Origin of the sequence: Kocuria sp. CPCC 205261, assembly GCF_040981025.1 — a bacterium.
Classification (GTDB): domain Bacteria; phylum Actinomycetota; class Actinomycetes; order Actinomycetales; family Micrococcaceae; genus Kocuria; species Kocuria marina.
Genome location: NZ_JAVKPU010000008.1, coordinates 73772 through 89701, shown reverse-complemented (window position 1 = coordinate 89701; position 15930 = coordinate 73772). Strand labels below are relative to the sequence as shown.

At 68.8% G+C, this 15930-nt stretch carries 18 protein-coding genes and 1 pseudogene; 14 read left to right on the top strand and 5 right to left on the bottom strand.

The annotated features are described in order from the left end of the window. Nucleotides 1-43: 43 nt before the first annotated feature. Nucleotides 44-514: a MarR family winged helix-turn-helix transcriptional regulator gene (locus tag RF646_RS09285; RefSeq protein ID WP_368835802.1), complete on the bottom strand. Its 471-nt coding sequence runs from the start codon at nucleotides 512-514 to the stop codon at nucleotides 44-46. Between the two features lie 303 nt (nucleotides 515-817). Between RF646_RS09285 and RF646_RS09280 the strand changes: the two genes are divergently transcribed. From RF646_RS09280 to RF646_RS09270, 3 genes are read left to right on the top strand one after another with little or no spacing between them, the layout of a single operon-like run. After that, the gene (locus tag RF646_RS09280; RefSeq protein ID WP_368835801.1) at nucleotides 818-1330 is read left to right on the top strand and encodes a carboxymuconolactone decarboxylase family protein; all 513 of its coding nucleotides are present in this window, start codon (nucleotides 818-820) and stop codon (nucleotides 1328-1330) included. Then, on the top strand, nucleotides 1327-2337 hold the full coding sequence (locus tag RF646_RS09275) for a pirin family protein (protein ID WP_368835800.1): 1011 nt from the start codon (nucleotides 1327-1329) through the stop codon (nucleotides 2335-2337). Before RF646_RS09280 ends, RF646_RS09275 begins: the two co-directional genes overlap by 4 nt. 44 nt (nucleotides 2338-2381) lie before the next feature. Then, nucleotides 2382-2669: a GNAT family N-acetyltransferase gene (locus RF646_RS09270; RefSeq protein ID WP_368835799.1), complete on the top strand. Its 288-nt coding sequence runs from the start codon at nucleotides 2382-2384 to the stop codon at nucleotides 2667-2669. A gap of 93 nt (nucleotides 2670-2762) precedes the next feature. Here the strand turns inward: RF646_RS09270 and RF646_RS09265 are convergent, their stop codons facing one another. After that, complete coding sequence (locus RF646_RS09265; protein ID WP_368835798.1) at nucleotides 2763-3368, bottom strand: class I SAM-dependent methyltransferase; 606 nt, start codon at nucleotides 3366-3368, stop codon at nucleotides 2763-2765. Between the two features lie 102 nt (nucleotides 3369-3470). Here RF646_RS09265 and RF646_RS09260 point away from each other — a divergent pair. From RF646_RS09260 to RF646_RS09215, 10 genes and pseudogenes are all read left to right on the top strand, one after another. After that, nucleotides 3471-4820: pseudogene (locus RF646_RS09260) on the top strand (DUF2254 domain-containing protein). 46 nt (nucleotides 4821-4866) lie between these two features. Further along, nucleotides 4867-5163: a hypothetical protein gene (locus RF646_RS09255; RefSeq protein WP_368835797.1), complete on the top strand. Its 297-nt coding sequence runs from the start codon at nucleotides 4867-4869 to the stop codon at nucleotides 5161-5163. A gap of 330 nt (nucleotides 5164-5493) precedes the next feature. Continuing rightward, the gene (locus RF646_RS09250) at nucleotides 5494-5796 is read left to right on the top strand and encodes an urease subunit gamma (protein WP_035964916.1); all 303 of its coding nucleotides are present in this window, start codon (nucleotides 5494-5496) and stop codon (nucleotides 5794-5796) included. Between the two features lie 13 nt (nucleotides 5797-5809). Beyond that, nucleotides 5810-6133, top strand: coding sequence for an urease subunit beta (locus tag RF646_RS09245; RefSeq protein ID WP_085106537.1), 324 nt, complete (start codon nucleotides 5810-5812; stop codon nucleotides 6131-6133). Next, complete coding sequence (ureC, locus tag RF646_RS09240; RefSeq protein WP_144931617.1) at nucleotides 6130-7857, top strand: urease subunit alpha; 1728 nt, start codon at nucleotides 6130-6132, stop codon at nucleotides 7855-7857. Before RF646_RS09245 ends, ureC begins: the two co-directional genes overlap by 4 nt. 146 nt (nucleotides 7858-8003) lie before the next feature. After that, the gene (gene ureE, locus RF646_RS09235; RefSeq protein WP_368835796.1) at nucleotides 8004-8489 is read left to right on the top strand and encodes an urease accessory protein UreE; all 486 of its coding nucleotides are present in this window, start codon (nucleotides 8004-8006) and stop codon (nucleotides 8487-8489) included. Further along, complete coding sequence (locus tag RF646_RS09230; protein WP_368835795.1) at nucleotides 8489-9238, top strand: urease accessory protein UreF; 750 nt, start codon at nucleotides 8489-8491, stop codon at nucleotides 9236-9238. The genes ureE and RF646_RS09230 overlap by 1 nt, the downstream gene beginning before the upstream one ends. Before the next feature lie 34 nt (nucleotides 9239-9272). After that, nucleotides 9273-9884, top strand: coding sequence for an urease accessory protein UreG (ureG, locus tag RF646_RS09225; protein WP_085106540.1), 612 nt, complete (start codon nucleotides 9273-9275; stop codon nucleotides 9882-9884). After that, nucleotides 9881-10882, top strand: a complete 1002-nt coding sequence (locus tag RF646_RS09220; RefSeq protein ID WP_368835794.1) for an urease accessory protein UreD — start codon at nucleotides 9881-9883, stop codon at nucleotides 10880-10882. Before ureG ends, RF646_RS09220 begins: the two co-directional genes overlap by 4 nt. Nucleotides 10883-10942: 60 nt before the next feature. Then, nucleotides 10943-11962, top strand: a complete 1020-nt coding sequence (locus RF646_RS09215) for a nickel transporter (RefSeq protein WP_240918984.1) — start codon at nucleotides 10943-10945, stop codon at nucleotides 11960-11962. On the opposite strand, the gene RF646_RS09210 is transcribed toward RF646_RS09215, so the two are convergent. After that, entirely contained in the window at nucleotides 11923-12939 is a 1017-nt protein-coding gene (locus RF646_RS09210; protein WP_368835793.1) for an urea transporter, read from the bottom strand. The two genes, RF646_RS09215 and RF646_RS09210, sit on opposite strands and share 40 nt — an antisense overlap. A 149-nt stretch (nucleotides 12940-13088) precedes the next feature. Here RF646_RS09210 and RF646_RS09205 point away from each other — a divergent pair, with 149 nt between their 5' ends. Then, nucleotides 13089-13838 (top strand): TSUP family transporter, encoded by a 750-nt coding sequence (locus RF646_RS09205; protein WP_368835792.1) that lies wholly within the window; start codon nucleotides 13089-13091, stop codon nucleotides 13836-13838. Between the two features lie 79 nt (nucleotides 13839-13917). Here RF646_RS09205 and RF646_RS09200 read toward each other — a convergent pair whose 3' ends face one another. Both RF646_RS09200 and RF646_RS09195 read right to left on the bottom strand, forming a co-directional pair. Next, nucleotides 13918-15141, bottom strand: coding sequence for an MFS transporter (locus tag RF646_RS09200; protein ID WP_144931627.1), 1224 nt, complete (start codon nucleotides 15139-15141; stop codon nucleotides 13918-13920). After that, a complete protein-coding gene (locus RF646_RS09195) occupies nucleotides 15138-15749 on the bottom strand; it encodes a GntR family transcriptional regulator (protein ID WP_368835791.1) in 612 nt (203 codons plus the stop codon). The genes RF646_RS09200 and RF646_RS09195 overlap by 4 nt, the downstream gene beginning before the upstream one ends. Between the last annotated feature and the right edge of the window lie 181 nt (nucleotides 15750-15930).

The following is a 15930-nucleotide window of genomic DNA, read 5'->3' as shown; positions in this document are numbered from 1 at the left end:
CGGCCCCTGTCCGAGGTGGTTCGCGCCTCGGTCGCCGAGACCGCTACGCGCGGTCGATTCCGCTGCGGTGCAGATCGGCCATCGCCTGTGCGACCACGACGGCGCGTTCGGGGCCCAGGACGTCCACGAACGTGGCCGTCATCGTCTCGGCCACGAGATCACGAACCTTCCCTGCCGTGGTGCGGCCTTCGGCGGTGAGCTCGAGGTAGACGACGCGCCGGTCCTCGGGACACGGGGCACGCCGGACCAGGCCGCGCTTGGTGAGCCGGTCCGCGACCTTGGTGAAACCGCCGGTGCTGAAGGCCACCTGACGGGCCAATTCGGCCATGGGCATGCGCTGGTGCGGGGTGCACGTCAGCCGCAGCAACGCCTCGGCCTCCGCGGCGTTCAACGCATGGGCCGCGGCCACCTCTCGGTGCAGGTTCTTGTTGGTGCTCTGGAACCCCTCGATCACCTGGCCCCACAGGGTCACGGGGTCCACCGCCTGGGCAGCGGTGTCGGCGTGCGCGGTCATGATCTCCCCTTTCGAGCCCTTCGAGCCCTTCGAACTCGTTGAGCTGAGGGATGATTTTACCTCGCCACGGAAACATTTGTCCAAGAATCTTCTTGCGCAGCCATTTCCAGCCTTGCACCCTGCCCCGCCCCCTTGAACGGACCCCGACCGCAAGTTAGCCTTGCGAGGAAGATATTTCCGTTCAAACAAGTTCATCTCCACCCGGACCGCCCCGTCGCATCCCGGACCCGCGCCGGGGGCCGCGACAGCAGCGTCGTCGACCCCGGCGAATACAGTCGGCGCACGAAACCACGAGGAGCCGCCATGACCGAGCAGGACCGTTTCTTCCTGGACAAGTCCGACCCCTCCAGCTGGCGGGCGGTCAACGCCTTCTCCCGCAAGGTCGGTGCCGCTGCAAAGGATGCGGGCACCCCCGCCTCGGTCGTGGAGCTGGTCAACGTGCGAGTGTCCCAGCTCAACGGGTGCGCGTTCTGCCTGGACCTGCACGTCCGCAAGGCCGAGGCTGCCGGGGTGACCGCGCAGCAACTCGCCGTGCTCCCCGCATGGCGTGACACCGTTCTTTTCAATGCCGTGGAACGGGCCGCCCTGATCATCGCCGAAACGGTCACCCTGCTGCCCGACGAGAACACGCGGCACGCCGAGCAGGCCGCGGCCCGGGAAGCACTGAACGACGAGCAGTACTCCGCCCTGCAGTGGACCGCGATCGCGATCAACGCCTTCAACCGGATCTCCATCCTGTCCGGACACCCCGTCCGTCCCCGTAAGACTGCGTCCGCGCCGGCCGGTGCGACCACGAGCACCGGAGGTGCGCGATGACCAACCTGGAACGCAACCCGCAAGAGGTCCTGTGCACCGAGGCGATCGGTGCCGGGGCGGCCCTGCTGACCCCGCGGGACGTGCCCCTGGGTGGCCCGCGGGCGATGACCGTGCGCCGCACCCTCCCCCAGCGCCATCGCAGTCTCATCGGCGCGTGGTGTTTCCTGGACCACTACGGCCCCGATCCCGTGGCGGACACCGGGGGCATGTCCGTGGCGCGCCACCCGCACACCGGCCTGGCCACGGTGAGCTGGCTGTTCACCGGCGGCATCTCCCACCTGGACTCCGCCGGGTACAGCGCGGACGTGCGCCCCGGGGAGGTCAACCTCATGATCGCCGGGCGCGGGATCTCCCACCAGGAGTTCTCCACCCCGGACACCACCACCCTGCACGGCGTGCAGCTGTGGTACGCCCTGCCGGACGACACCCGTCACATGGCACCGACCTTCGAGCACTACACGCCAGAGCCCGTGAAGAACCACGGCGCCGAGCTGCGGATATTCATCGGTGAGCTGGCCGGATCCACGTCCCCGGTGAACACCTACACACCCCCGCTGGTGGCCGCCGAGATCCTCATGGAGCCGGGAACGGAACTGGACCTGGACCTGGACCCGTCCTTCGAGCACGGGGTCCTGGTGGACACCGGGGACCTGAGCGTGAACTCGGCGCCGATCCCGGAGGACCACCTGGCCTACCTCCCCACGGGGCGGGACAGCGTGGTCCTAACCGCCGGTGAGAAGCCCGTGCGGGCCATGCTCCTGGGCGGGGAGCCCCTGGGGGAGCAGATCGTGATGTGGTGGAATTTCGTGGGCCGCACCCACGAGGAGGTCGTGGCCTACCGTGAGCAGTGGCAGGCCGAGATCGACCCCGAACCGGCCCCCACCCCAGAGTCCGGAACTTACTCGGACGGGACCCCGTACCCGCGCTTCGGCCCCTTTCCCGACGGTCAGCCCGCGCCACTGCCGGCCCCGACTTTGCCCACCGTCACTTTGCGACCCCGCGGCTGAGCCCGCCCGATCCCGCCCCGCCCGATCCCACCCAGGAGAGTCCCGTGGAAACCGAATCCGACATCACCGTCCGCCACAACGCCGATGGGCACCGCTACGAACTCCTCGACGGTGACGCGGTCATCGGCGAGGCGCACTACCTGCCGTTCGACGGCGCCGACGAGCCACAGCGGATCTTCTACCACACCACCGTCGACGACGCTTACAGCGGTCAGGGTCTCGCCTCCAAGCTCGCGCGGGGGGCCTTGGACGGCACCATCGCCGACGGGAAGACCATCGTCCCGGTGTGCCCCTACATCAAATCCTGGCTCGGCAAGCACGACGACTACTAGCCCCACGCCACTGCGGTCCGCCCGACGCACTTGCAGGCGTTGTCGGGGATGAATCGGTAACTTCTATCGGCGCCTCAGCACAGCCGCTTCCACTCACCCGTCCGCGGCGCCCAACACGGTCACGAGGAACTCGCTGTCCGGGGACCGGGGGCGTACGTCCCACCCCGCCAGGGTGAGTTGCGGTGTGAGACCCTCCGCAGCGGCGTCGGCGAAGAACTCCTCGGCGGAGTAGCCGCGCCCCGCGCCGAAACCGACCACCGCGCGGCCGTCCTGACCCAGGTGACTGCGGAAGCCGCGCAGCACGTCCCGCCGGGTGTTTTCCGCTAGGAACGTGACCACGTTGCCCGCGCACACGATGGCGTCGAAGGCGTCCCCGAGGTCCATGTCGGCCAGTACGGCGAGATCGGCCACGCGATACTCAGGGCCCGGGTAGTCCTGCCGGGCGGCGTCGATCAACTCGGGATCCACGTCCACCCCGACCACCCGATGCCCGGCCGCGTGTAGGTACCCGGACAGCCGCCCCGCTCCGCACCCGGCATCCAGGATGCGAGCGCCGCGGGGAACCATGGCGTCGATGAGCCGGGCCTCCCCCACGATGTCCTCCCCGCGCGCGGCCATGGTGCGGAACCGTTCGATGTACCACTGGGAATGCCCGGGGTTCCGAGCCACCTGGGCAAGCCACTTGTTCTGTTCCGTCATGAGGCCAGGCTATCGAGGTGCCGCCCCCTTGCCCACGCTCCGCGTGCCCGCCTCCGTGAACGGTCTGGGTAGGCTGACGATCGGCAGGCTCGTCGGCGAACAATGCTCGGAGGACAGACAGTGGCTGGACGTGGAGGCGTCTCGTGGCGGCTGCGCCTCGCGGCGCTGCGGTACCGATTCGAGGAGAGCCTGTTCCTCTATCCCGCCATCATCATGCTGGGCGGGATCGTGTTGGCAATCATCGCGACGTCCGTCGATCACGCCCTGGGGTACGACACCCACGTGCCGTTCACGCTGGAGATGAGCAGCAACGCGGCCACGTGGTTGCTGGCCACCGTGGCCGGGGCGATGATCACCACCGTGGGCGTGGTGTTCTCCCTGACCGTGGTCAGCCTGCAGTTGGCCAGCAGCCAGTTCTCCCCACGGGTCATGCGGTCCTTCATCCGGGACCGGCTGAGTCAGCGCGTGATCGGCCTGCTCGTGGCCACCTTCTTCTACTGCGTGCTGGCGCTGCCCAGTGTCAGCGGGGAGACCACGGACCCTGCGCCGAAGGTGTCGCTGACGCTCGCCGTGGTGCTGACGCTGATCACCGTGATCGGCATCATCGTGCACCTGGATCACCTGGCCCACGGGCTCTAGGTGGGCAACGTGGCCCGGGTCATCGCGGACGAGGGAGAGAAGGTGGCCGCCGCACTTGACGAAGTGCCCTCCGGGATGTGTGAGGTCGACCCCCGGGACTTCCACGATGCCCCCGATGACGCCGCGGTCATTCCCGCCACGCGCAGCGGATGGATCAGCCAGGTGGACATCCGCCAGCTCCTCGCGGCCGCCTCCCCCGACACCACCGTGCGCATGGACACCCGCGTGGGTGCTTACATCCACGCCGGTGAACCCCTGTTGACGGTGTGGCCCCGCCCCTCGGCCGCCAGCAGGAAGGGTCTCGCCGAGTCGATCGGCGTGTCCGACATGCGCACCACGCTCCAGGACGTCGACTTCTCCATCCGGCAGCTCGTGGACATCGGGCTGCGTGCCCTGAGTCCGGCCGTGAATGACCCCACGACCGCCGTGGAGGTCATCCTGCGGCTGGGGAGTCTGATGCGGACGTTGCTCATCACTCCACTTCCGCCCCCGGCGTTGCAGGACGGATCCCGCCGGGTGCTCGTCCAGCCCTGGAACCTCTCCCATGAGGAATACATCGCCCACGCCTTCGATCAGCTCCGGCAGACGTGCCTCGACCAGCCGGACGTGGCCGCCACCATGTTGCGGGGGCTGCGGATGCTGATCACCCACCTGCGGGACCAGGGGCACCCCGATCTGGTTCCGGCCCTCCAGCGACAGATGCAACTGCTGCTCGACGGGCTCGAAGCACAGAAGGACATACACCCCGAGGATCTACGCCACCTCCGCTCCCTATCCTCCGACCACACGGATCCCGCCGACCACAGTCGGTGACCCGCCCCCGCCGGGTTACGCACAGAAACCCGAGAACGGGCACTTCGTGACCCTCGATGTGTCCGCTGAGACCGGACCGAGGGAACAGTTCCAAGAGGCCTTCTACGGCACTGATTACATGTTCAATCCGCACGAATGGAAATTCATCACTCCGGCCGGGACCACGGCGAACTCGGTGGCATCAGCCGCGTCCTACATGTACTTGCCCGATGCAGAGCGGATCCCGGAGATGGGGCCCGCCGAGCGTGCGACCGGCAAGATCGTGTTGGACGTGCCCGCGAAAACGGAAACCCTGGTCTATGCGCCCGGTTTCGTGGACCAGGCCTGGGAGTGGAAGCTGTAGGCTCCATCCTTCGTGGTGCCCGCGCGTAGCGAACGCGCCACGACCACTGCACGACGACGCCGCCCGGGTTCCGCACACGAAGCCCGGGCGTCGTCGTACCCGCGGAGCGCACCCAACGCGGCGTCGGGCACTGCGCGGCGTCGTCGACCGGGCCCGACGACCTGTGCCACTCGGGCACCTCCGAGCGCAGGCCCGGACGGCTCCCGGGCACCTCCTAAGAACACGACGGAGCACTACGGGGTGTGTTTTCACACGTCAGGCGTAGCATGCCGATTGTTAGGTAGTCTTCTTTCCCTGCCGGACGTCCTTCTGACCATCCTTGGAGCCGCAATGCACTTGATCCCTCGCGAGCAGGAGAAACTGCAGATCGTCGTCGCCGCGGACCTCGCACGCAGACGCCAGGCCCGGGGCCTGAAGCTCAATTACCCGGAGGCCGTGGCGATCATCAGCTACGAACTGATCGAGGGCGCCCGGGACGGCCGCACGGTGGCGGACCTCATGAGTTGGGGGACCACCATCCTCGGCCGGGATGACGTCATGGAGGGTGTGCCCGAGATGATCTCGGACGTCCAGGTGGAGGCCACCTTCCCGGACGGCACCAAGCTCGTCACCGTCCACACCCCCATCCGATAGGCAGGAGACTCCCATGATCCCTGGCGAATACGTCCTGGCGGACACCCCCGTGGTGTGCAACGAGGGCCGCGACACCGTGGAGCTGGACGTCACCAACACCGGCGACCGCCCGGTGCAGGTGGGCTCCCACTTCCATTTCGCGGAGGCCAACCCGGCGCTGCGCTTCGATCGCGACGCCGCCCGCGGCTTCCACCTCGACATCCCCGCCGGCACGGCCGTGCGCTTCGAACCGGGGGACAAGAAGACCGTCCGCCTGGTGGCGATGGCCGGTGACCGTGCCGTGTTCGGATTCCGCAACGCCGTCAACGGCCCCCTGGACAGTGAGGAACGCTCATGAGCTTCGAGATGTCCCGGCAGCAGTACGCCGGTCTGTACGGCCCCACCACGGGGGACGCCGTCCGGCTCGCGGACACGGACCTGTTCCTGGAGGTGGAGAAGGACCTCACGAGCCACGGTGACGAGACCGTGTTCGGCGGCGGCAAGGTCATCCGCGACGGGATGGGTCAGGACGGCAACACCGTCCGCGACGGCGCCCCGGGTGACCTGGCCGTGGCGGACACCGTGATCACCAACGTGATCGTCCTGGACCACACGGGCATCTACAAGGCGGACGTGGGGCTGCGGGACGGACGGATCCTGGCCATCGGCAAGGCCGGCAACCCCAACATCATGGACGGCGTGGACGTGGTGATCGGTCCCGCGACCGAGGCCGTGGCCGGTGAGGGCCGCATCCTCACCGCCGGGGGCCTGGACACCCACATCCACTTCATTAGCCCCGACCAGTTCGCCACCGCCCTGAACTCGGGGATCACCACCATGATCGGTGGTGGTACCGGACCCGCGGAGGGCACGAAGGCCACGACCATCACGCCCGGGTCCTGGAACCTCGCGAACATGCTGCGCGCCGTCGAGAACTTTCCCATGAACGTGGGCCTGCTGGGCAAGGGGCACGCGAGTGCGGTGGAACCGCTGGCCGAGCAGATCAAAGCCGGGGCCATTGGGCTCAAGGTGCACGAGGACTGGGGCGCCACGCCCGCGGCGATCGACAACTCCTTGAAGGTGGCCGACCATTACGACGTGCAGGTGGCCATCCACACGGACACCCTCAACGAGGCCGGGTTCGTGGAGGACACGATCAAGGCCATCGACGGGCGGGTCATCCACACGTACCACACCGAGGGTGCCGGCGGCGGCCACGCCCCGGACATCATCAAGATCGCCGCGTTCCCCAACGTGCTGCCCGCCTCCACGAACCCCACGTTGCCGTTCACACGCAACACGGAGGAGGAGCACCTGGACATGCTCATGGTGTGCCATCACCTCAACCCGGACATCCCCGAGGACGTAGCGTTCGCGGATTCCCGCATCCGCCCGGAGACGATCGCTGCGGAGGACGTGCTGCAGGACATGGGCATCTTTTCCATCACGAGCTCTGACTCCCAGGCCATGGGCCGCGTGGGGGAAGTGATCCTGCGGACGTGGCAGGTCGCGGACAAGATGAAGAAGCAGCGCGGCAAGCTGGACGGGGACACCGAGCGCGGCGACAACTTCCGGCTCAAGCGCTACATCTCCAAGTACACGATCAACCCCGCGCTCGCCCACGGTGTGGGTGACTACGTGGGCAGTGTGGAGGCCGGGAAGTTCGCGGACCTGGTGCTGTGGGAACCTGCGTTTTTCGGCGTCAAACCGTTCATGGTGTTCAAGGGCGGGCAGGTGGTCTCCTCCCTCATGGGTGATTCCAACGGGTCCATCCCCACGCCCCAGCCCATGACCATGCGCGGTTCGTTCGGCGGGTTGGGTTCCGCGGTGCACTCCTCCTCCATCACGTTCATGTCCCAGGCGGCCGTGGACGCGGGCGTCCCGGAGCAGCTCGGTCTGCGGAAGACCGTCAAGGCGGTCCACGGCATCCGGTCCCTGCGCAAGTCCGACCTCGCGTTCAACGGCGAGACCCCCGAGCTGGACGTGGACCCCGAAACCTACGAGGTGCGCGTGGACGGCGAGAAGGTCACGTGCGAGCCCGTGGACGTGCTCCCCATGGCCCAGCGGTACTTCCTGTTCTGAGCCCACGCGGCCGCCGGCAATCCGCTGACGACGGTGCTCGGCGGGCACCCGGCGCCGCCAACCAGTCGTTACGGGCCCGTTGTTGCCGCCCCGGCACCGGCACCCCGAACAACCATTCCCGACACGTTCCCGACAAGGAGGATCTCGTGATCGTCGACCGCGTCCTGGGCAACCTGGCCGATCTGTCCCCCTCCGAACGGCAGGGGCTGCACGTGGAGAAGGTGGTGCTGCCCAGTTCCGAACTCGTGAAGCGGATCCAGCGCGTGACCACGGATCACGGCCGCACCCTGGGGTTGCGCCTGGACAGTCCGCGCGGCGCAGCCGGCGACCTCCAGGACGGGGACATCCTGCTCCGGGACGAGCGCGGCGTCGTCGTCGTGTCCGTCGAGGCCACGGACGTGCTCTTGATCGCCCCGCGCACCATCACCGAGATGGGCGTGACGGCGCACGGGCTGGGCAACCGGCACCTGCAGGCCCAGTTCTTCGACGCGTCCTCCGAATACGGCGCAGAGGTCATGGTGGTGCAGTTCGACCACACGGTGACCCAGTACCTGGACGAGCACGGCGTGCCGTACGAGCGGCAGGAACGCGTGATGCCGGTCCCGTTCCGCCACGCGGAGCACACGCACTAGTGGCCGGGGACGCGCAGGACTGGGCGGGTTCCCTGTTGCCGCTGCTGCAGATCTGCGATTCCGCGCTGCCCACGGGGGCGTTCGCGCACACGTTCGGCATGGAGACCTACCTGGAACGCGGCACCGTGTCGGACCAAGCGAGCTTCCAGGACTGGCTCGAACGTTTCCTCGACCACCAGCTCGTCTACGCGGACGGTCTGGCCGTGCGGCTCACCGCGGAGTTGTTCGCGGGGACGACGGCGAACGGAGCCTCGGCGGGCACGGCACCCGACTCCGACATCGACGCCGGCCTCGTCCAACTCGACGCCCTCATGTTCGCCCAGGCCCTACCGGCCCAGGTGCGACAAGCCGGGCTGACCATGGGACGCCGGCTGCTCGAGATCGGCACGCTGTCCCTACCCGGCCCGGGACTGGAACGCTACGCCCGCCTCGTGGCGGAGGGGACGTGCCACAGCCACCAGGCGATCGTGTTCGCGCTGATCGGGGTGGACCACGGTGTGCCCCCGGCAGCGGTCACGCAGGCGTTCCTGTTCTCCACCCTCACCTCGCTGACCCAGAACGCGGTGCGCGGGATCCCCATCGGGCAGAACGCGGGCCAGCGCACCCTGGGAGCACTGCGCCCCCGGGTCGCGGCCGCATGGGAGCGCATCTCCACGCTGGACATGTCCGATCTGGGCGTGGTCTCCCCGGGGTTGGAGATCGCCCAGATGCATCACGAAACCCAACGTGCGCGCATGTTCATGAGCTGAACCGCGCCACCGAACGTACGGAGGAATAAACCACATGACGGCAGTGAAGATCGGGATCGGCGGACCGGTGGGCGCGGGCAAGACCCAGTTGATCGAACGCCTCACCCGGGCGCTGAGCCAGGACATCTCCATGGCGGCGATCACCAACGACATCTACACGATCGAGGACGCCAAGATCCTCTCCCGCAACAGCGTGCTACCCCTGGACAGGATCGTGGGACTCGAGACCGGCGGGTGCCCCCACACCGCGATCCGCGAGGACACCTCCATGAACCAGGCGGCGATCGACCGGTTGGAGCAGGAGCACCCGGACCTCGAGGTCGTGTTCGTGGAATCCGGCGGGGACAACCTCTCCGCCACGTTCAGCCCCGAGCTCGTGGACTTCTCGATCTACATCATCGACGTGGCCCAGGGCGAGAAGATCCCCCGCAAGGCCGGCCAGGGCATGATCAAGTCCGATCTGTTCATCATCAACAAGACGGACCTGGCGCCGCACGTGGGGGCAGACCTCACGGTCATGGAGACCGATTCCCGCCAGTTCCGCGGGGACAAGGCGTTCTGCTTCACCAATCTGAAGACGGACGAGGGCCTCGAGCACGTGATCGAGTGGTTGCGCCACGATGTCCTCATGCAGGACCTCGCGTGAGCCCAGCCGCACCGGTGACCGACACGCACGCCTCCGCCGTGCCAGCGGTCACGCGGGACGACGCGTCCGAGTCGGCGTCGACGACCGCGGGGACAGCTGCGACCACACTGACTGTGGCGGCATCGGCGAACACGGTGACCGCGGCGTCGTCGTCCCCCGGAACTGCGCGAGAGACGTGGCGCGGTGAACTGGAACTGGGAATCACGGCGCGCCCGGGGCGTTCCGTGGCAACCCACCAGTTCCACCGCGGGGCGCTGCGCGTGCTGCGCCCGCACTACCTGGACGCGAGTGGGCAGGTGACCTACACGGTGGTCAATCCCGGCGGCGCGTACCTGGACGGTGACCGTTACCGCGTGGCCGTCACGGTCGGGGACGGCGCGGACCTGCTGCTGACCACCCAGTCCGCGACCAAGGTCTATCGCACCCCCGTGGGTCTTTCGACCCAGGAGATGACGGTGTGCCTGGGCTCGGGCGCGCGGCTCGAGTACCTGCCGGACCAATTGATCGCCTACCGGGACTCGCGCTACCGGCAGCACACGCTCGTGGACATGGACCCGTCCGCGACCCTGGTGCTCGCGGAGGTCGTCACGCCCGGCTGGTCCCCCACGGGCGAGCCGTTCCGCTACGACAGTGTCCGGTTGCGCACCGAGGTGCGGATGTCCGGGCGCCCCGTGGCGCTCGACAACATCCGTCTGGAACCCTCCGGGGATGAGCCGGGGTTTGGCGGTGTGGGCTCGTTTGAGGGGTTCAGCCACGTGGGTTCGCTGCTGGTCCTGGATTCCCGCGTGAACGACGCCGCTCTGGCAGCCGTCCGCGCGCTGCTCACCGAGCGCGCGGGGCACCTCCGTGGCGGCGCCTCCGCCCTGGCCGTGCCCGGGTTCGCGTTGCGTGTGCTGGGCAACTCGACGCAGGAGATCGACGAGCTGATCCTGGCCGCGGTGGCCGTGGTTCGTGAACGGTTCTTCGGCCAGGGGCCCGTGAACCTGAGGAAGTACTGACGTCCGTTGGAGGTAGAGATGACGCGCACCGGTGGAAGTACGGCGGTGACCCGCACGGCAGTGAGTGAGTGGAGTCTGCGCTCCCGGGTGCTCGCGACCCTGGGCGCGGTGGTGCTGCTGCATGTCCTCGCGCTGGGCATGTTGGGTGCCGGGGCCCTGGAGAGTTCCGTTCCCTTGTCCATCGGACTCGTGGTCACGTGCTACCTCACGGGGGTGAAGCACAGTTACGACTGGGACCACATCGCCGCGATCGACAACTCGACCCGCCGGTTCATCTCCCAGGGCAAGCGACCGGCGAGCGTGGGTCTCGCATTCAGCCTGGGGCACAGCTCGGTCGTGATCCTTGCGGGAGTCCTGGTGGTGCTCGGGGCCACGTTCGTGTCCTCGTTCATCGAGGAGGGCACCACCGCGAACACCGCGCTGGGGATCATCGGTGGCACGGTATCCGGGGTCTTCCTGCTGGTGCTAGGAACGTACAACGCCACCGCGAGCGTGCGGTCGTGGCGGCTGCGGCGCGCGGTGGCGGACGGGCAGCGGATCACGGAGGAGGACATGCGGTCCCAGGGGTTGATCGCCCGCGTCCTGGACCGGCCGCTGCAGCGGGTCAAGAGCCCGCGCAACATCTACGTGCTCGGTTTCCTCTTCGGTCTGGGTTTCGACACCGCGAGCACCGTGTCCCTGTTGATCATCACGGCGTCCGCGTCCGTGGCAGGGGTGTCCACGTGGACCCTGATCTCCCTGCCATTCTTCTTCGCCGCGGGCATGTGCCTGTGCGATTCCCTCAACGGACTGGCCGTGCTGCGCATGTACGGCTCCACGTGGCGCGATCCCGTGCGCAAACTCGGGTTCAACGCGGTGATCACGGGCATCTCCGCGGTCTCCGCCCTGTTCATCGCCTTCATCACGGTGGGCGCGGTGCTCAACACCGCGTTCGACCTGAACGATCCGCTCACCACTTTCCTGGCCTCCGTGGACCTGGGCCACGCGGGACTGTTGTTGATCGCGGGGCTGCTCGCGGTGTGGGGGATCTTCGCCCTGGTTCACCGCTCGTCGTGGCGGGCCTCCCCCGCCCTCCACTGACGGGAGCGCAGCGCCAGAACGGTCCACGTGACGAGCACGAAGGGCCACGTGTACGGCGCGACCCCCACGGCCGTGATGACCCACCACAGCGGCACGGTGAACGCGGCGGCCAGGACGGGCACCCCGATCCGCAGGATGCGAGACCCCCGCGCGGGGAACGCGACACCGAGCGCCACGGTCACGAGCAACGCGCCGTAGCCCAGCAACCCGGATGCGGCGGGGCCCTGCCCGATCCCCACGAACCCGGCGAGCGTGCCCACCAGGGTCCCGGCCGCCGCCCACACACCGGCCCGCCAGCCGGCGGCGAACATCCCCGCGAGCACCAACAGCCCGCCCAGCACGGAACCGCCCAGGATCACCTGGTGCGCTCCCCGCACGGCCCCGGCGAGTACGTCGTGCACGGGGGAGCCCAGGGGCACCACGGCTCCCTGGGTGCGTTCGAACGGGACCGCTATGGCCACCGCGATGCTGTTGACCAGGCAGAACGGCCCCGTGAGCAGCGGAAGGGATTCGGGCCACGAGAGCTTGGGGGCGCCCCACACGATCAGCGCGCAGACCGCCGAACCCGCGAGGGTCCACAACGCCGCGGGGATCCCGGGCCCGCACGCGAGCACCGCGGCACACCCCGTCAGCGCACCGTTGAACCCGTGCAATCCCTGGTCTACCTCTGCGGGGATCACCCCGGCTCGGCTCCGGGCCATGGCCTTCGCACCGACCCGTGAGCTCTCGGGATCGTGTCCCGGGATGCCACTCCGGGCCCGGGTCCCGCCCTCCCGGAGACGGTGCAGGCCCCGCGCGTCGTCCCACCCGGCGAGCGCCAGCGCACACCCTGCCTGGACCGCAGCCCCCGCGAGCGCGGCGAGCGCGAACCACGCGGACGCCACCGTCATGGCGGCGAGCGCGAACACCGCGGGGCCCCATCCGGCCTGCAGGAAGATCTGGCCTTGGGCCCGGACGATGCCGCGGAGGAAGTTCATACCCCTATCCTCCTACCGTCATCCCCAGGTCGCGACCCATGTCCCGGGTGCAGCACCCATGACATGCGCTACGGATCCCACGCGGTGCCACCCGGCGGCGCACACGCGGTTACCCTCGAACCACCGACCCCGCTCACCGGAAGCCGCCCATGTTGATCCTCATCGCCGCCCTGCTCGCCGTGCTCGTGGGTACCGTCCTGCAACGGGTGTCCGGCACCGGGGTGGGCCTCGTGGTGGCACCGGTGCTGTCCCTGATCATGGGTCCCGGCCCGGGAGTCCTCGCGACGAACGCGGCCACCACGTGCTCCGGTTTCCTGATCACCCTGTCCGTGCGCCGATTCGTGGAATGGCGGCACGCGGCGGTGCTGGTCGCGTCCGCCGTGCCCGGGATCGTGGCAGGAGCGCTCGTGGTGCGCTGGGTGCCGAGCGCGTGGTTGCAGGTGGCCGTGGGTGCGGTGGTGCTCGCGGGCCTCGCCGTCACGCGCTTCTCCCCCGCGACCCCCGAGCTCTCCCGCCGCAAGGCCATGGTCCCGGCCGGGGTGATCGGGGGATTCTTCAACTCCACCGCGGGTGTGGCGGCCCCCGCCATGGTGATCTACTCGCGCGTGACCCGCTGGGACCAACACCGGTTCGCGGCCACGATGCAGCCCGTGTTCATGTCCATGGGGGCCTTGTCGGTGGTCTCCAAACTCGCGGCCGGGGTGCACTTCGCCCTGCCCGTCCCCGCGCTCGCGGCCGTGGGCGCGCTCGTGCTCGCGGTCCTGGCCGGGATCGCGGTGGGGACCTGGCTGTCTCGCCACCTCACCAAGGCGACCGCGCAGAAACTGGCCATGGCGCTCGCGGCCGCGGGCGGCGTCGTCGTCCTGTTGCGCGGCGCGGCGACCCTGGTCCTCGGCTGAGCACGGCCGCCCCGCGACGACCCGGCATCACCCGCCGTACGGGCGCATTCGTCACGGGTCGACGACGCCGCTGCGCCGGCTACCGCGCGGCCGCCGCCTCGAGCGCGTCCAGGTCGCGCACCTCGTGCCGACGCCCGTAGGCCATGACACCCAGGCACAGGGCTGCGATCAGGGCGCCCGAGGCGAACAGCCACGGGTAGGACGTGAACCGGGCGATCAGTGCGAGGACCATGGGCACGAAGAAGCCCACGTAGGTCAGGGAGTAGAAGACTGCGGTGAGTCCCGCGAGGTCGTCCGGGCGGGCGATGCGTTGGACCTCCTGCAAGCCGGAGACCAGCACGAGGCCGTATCCGCAGCCCAGGACGGCGGAGGCCGCGAGGACCATCAGGATGTTCAGGGTCGCGGACGCGGCCACCGCGGTGAGCATGCCCAGGATCACCGCGACCATGCCCACGGCGAGCGAACGGATGGAACCGTCCCGGTCCAGGTGCCGGCCCAGGGGCTGGATGAAGAACCCGCAGCCCAGGCCCACCAGGCACATGAGCCCCGAGAACGCAATGCCGTAGTCCGGGCCCACGACGTCCGCCATGAGCGCCGGGAGGATCGCGTACGAGGACGCCGCGCATCCGAACACCCAGGGCGCGGACGGCGCCACCACGAACCAGAACCGGTGCTGACGCGTGGCCGGGATCTTCAGATCGGACAGGAGGGAGCCGTGCGGTGCGCTCGCGTGACGGGTCTCGGGTGCGCCCGCGACCAGCAGGACCGCGGGCAGACAGATCAAGAGGTTGATCACGTACGGCAACACGGTCTGCAGCGGGGCGAACTGGGCGAGCGTCGCCGCGATCACGGCACCCAGGGCGAAACCGGCCGTGAGCGACAGGGACGCCCTGCGAGCGCCCGAGACCCGCTCCGGGTGCTCCTCGTACGGCCGGTCGGAGAGCTCCTTGATCCACGAGGTCCCCACGGCCATGCCCAGTCCCAGGGCCAGCCCGGAGAAGACCCGGCCCACGAAGAGCAGCACCAGACTCCCGGCCCCCAGGGCCAACAGGATGCTGCCCACCATCGCCAGGATGGGCGCGGGGATCATCAGTGCCCGCCGCCCGTGCCGATCGGACAACGGCCCGCCGACCAACAGGGCCGGCACGATCCCCAGGACGTACGCGGCCAGGAGCATGTCCACGGCCACCTGCTCATAACCCTCCACCGTGCGGTACATGACGAGCAACGGGGTGAACTCGTTGCCACCCCACGCCACCGCCAACAGCGCCGAACTGACCCTCATCCAGGGCTTCACACTCATGACACGATCCCTTCGTACACGCGCTGCAAATGATCCGCCAACAGGGCCTCCACCCGTTCCACGTCCTTCTCCCGGACACCCGCCACGATGTTCGCGTGCTGCTCCAGGATCTCGTCGGAGCGCTCCTGGACCGTGCGCACCGCGGTGGCGATCAATCGGATCTGCCGGTCACGCAGCCCCTGGTAGAAACCGCTCAACAGACTGTTGCCCGCGGCCTCCACGAGAGCGGTGTGGAACGCGGCATCCAGCTCACCGAATCGCGGCGTGCCCGCAGCCTTTCGCTGCTGTTCCAGGAGGTCGGCGAGGGTGTCGGGCAGATCGGGATCCCCGATCGCCTCCTTCACGCTCGCGCATTCCACGACCCGCCGCGCAGCGAGCACCTCGCGGGACTCGTGCGGGCCCACCGGCACCACGAGCGCACCGCGCTTGGGGTAGAGCCGCATGAGCCCCTCCACCTGGAGCCGCAGGAACGCCTCACGGACCGGAGTCCGGGAGACCCCCAGCTCCATGGCGAAGACGCCCTCGGACAACATGTGCCCGTCCAACTCACCCGTGAGGATCCTGGCCTTGACGTGCTCGTACGCGCGCTCGGCCGCGTTGTACGCCATGGTGCTCCCTGTTCGACGTCGCTCCGGCCGGTTCCGTACCCGCTGGCACGGCCGCGTGCCCCGGGGTGTGGGGCGAGCGGCAACCCACCGCGATCAGTCCGCGGGTTGCATAGATACAAGCTGCATACTAGGTGTCGCACGTCATGCGGGCAACCGGGACGAGTGGCTCCACGGCGTCGTC

What these genes read in the sequence shown, in the direction of transcription:
- RF646_RS09275 (WP_368835800.1), top strand. Translation starts at nt 1,327, where the DNA reads ATGACCAACCTGGAACGCAACCCGCAAGAGGTCCTGTGCACCGAGGCG.
- ureC (WP_144931617.1), top strand. Translation starts at nt 6,130, where the DNA reads ATGAGCTTCGAGATGTCCCGGCAGCAGTACGCCGGTCTGTACGGCCCC.
- RF646_RS09200 (WP_144931627.1), bottom strand. Translation starts at nt 15,141, where the DNA reads ATGAGTGTGAAGCCCTGGATGAGGGTCAGTTCGGCGCTGTTGGCGGTG.
- RF646_RS09195 (WP_368835791.1), bottom strand. Translation starts at nt 15,749, where the DNA reads ATGGCGTACAACGCGGCCGAGCGCGCGTACGAGCACGTCAAGGCCAGG.
- ureG (WP_085106540.1), top strand. Translation starts at nt 9,273, where the DNA reads ATGACGGCAGTGAAGATCGGGATCGGCGGACCGGTGGGCGCGGGCAAG.
- RF646_RS09210 (WP_368835793.1), bottom strand. Translation starts at nt 12,939, where the DNA reads ATGAACTTCCTCCGCGGCATCGTCCGGGCCCAAGGCCAGATCTTCCTG.
- RF646_RS09205 (WP_368835792.1), top strand. Translation starts at nt 13,089, where the DNA reads ATGTTGATCCTCATCGCCGCCCTGCTCGCCGTGCTCGTGGGTACCGTC.
- RF646_RS09245 (WP_085106537.1), top strand. Translation starts at nt 5,810, where the DNA reads ATGATCCCTGGCGAATACGTCCTGGCGGACACCCCCGTGGTGTGCAAC.
- RF646_RS09285 (WP_368835802.1), bottom strand. Translation starts at nt 514, where the DNA reads ATGACCGCGCACGCCGACACCGCTGCCCAGGCGGTGGACCCCGTGACC.
- RF646_RS09250 (WP_035964916.1), top strand. Translation starts at nt 5,494, where the DNA reads ATGCACTTGATCCCTCGCGAGCAGGAGAAACTGCAGATCGTCGTCGCC.
- RF646_RS09280 (WP_368835801.1), top strand. Translation starts at nt 818, where the DNA reads ATGACCGAGCAGGACCGTTTCTTCCTGGACAAGTCCGACCCCTCCAGC.
- RF646_RS09265 (WP_368835798.1), bottom strand. Translation starts at nt 3,368, where the DNA reads ATGACGGAACAGAACAAGTGGCTTGCCCAGGTGGCTCGGAACCCCGGG.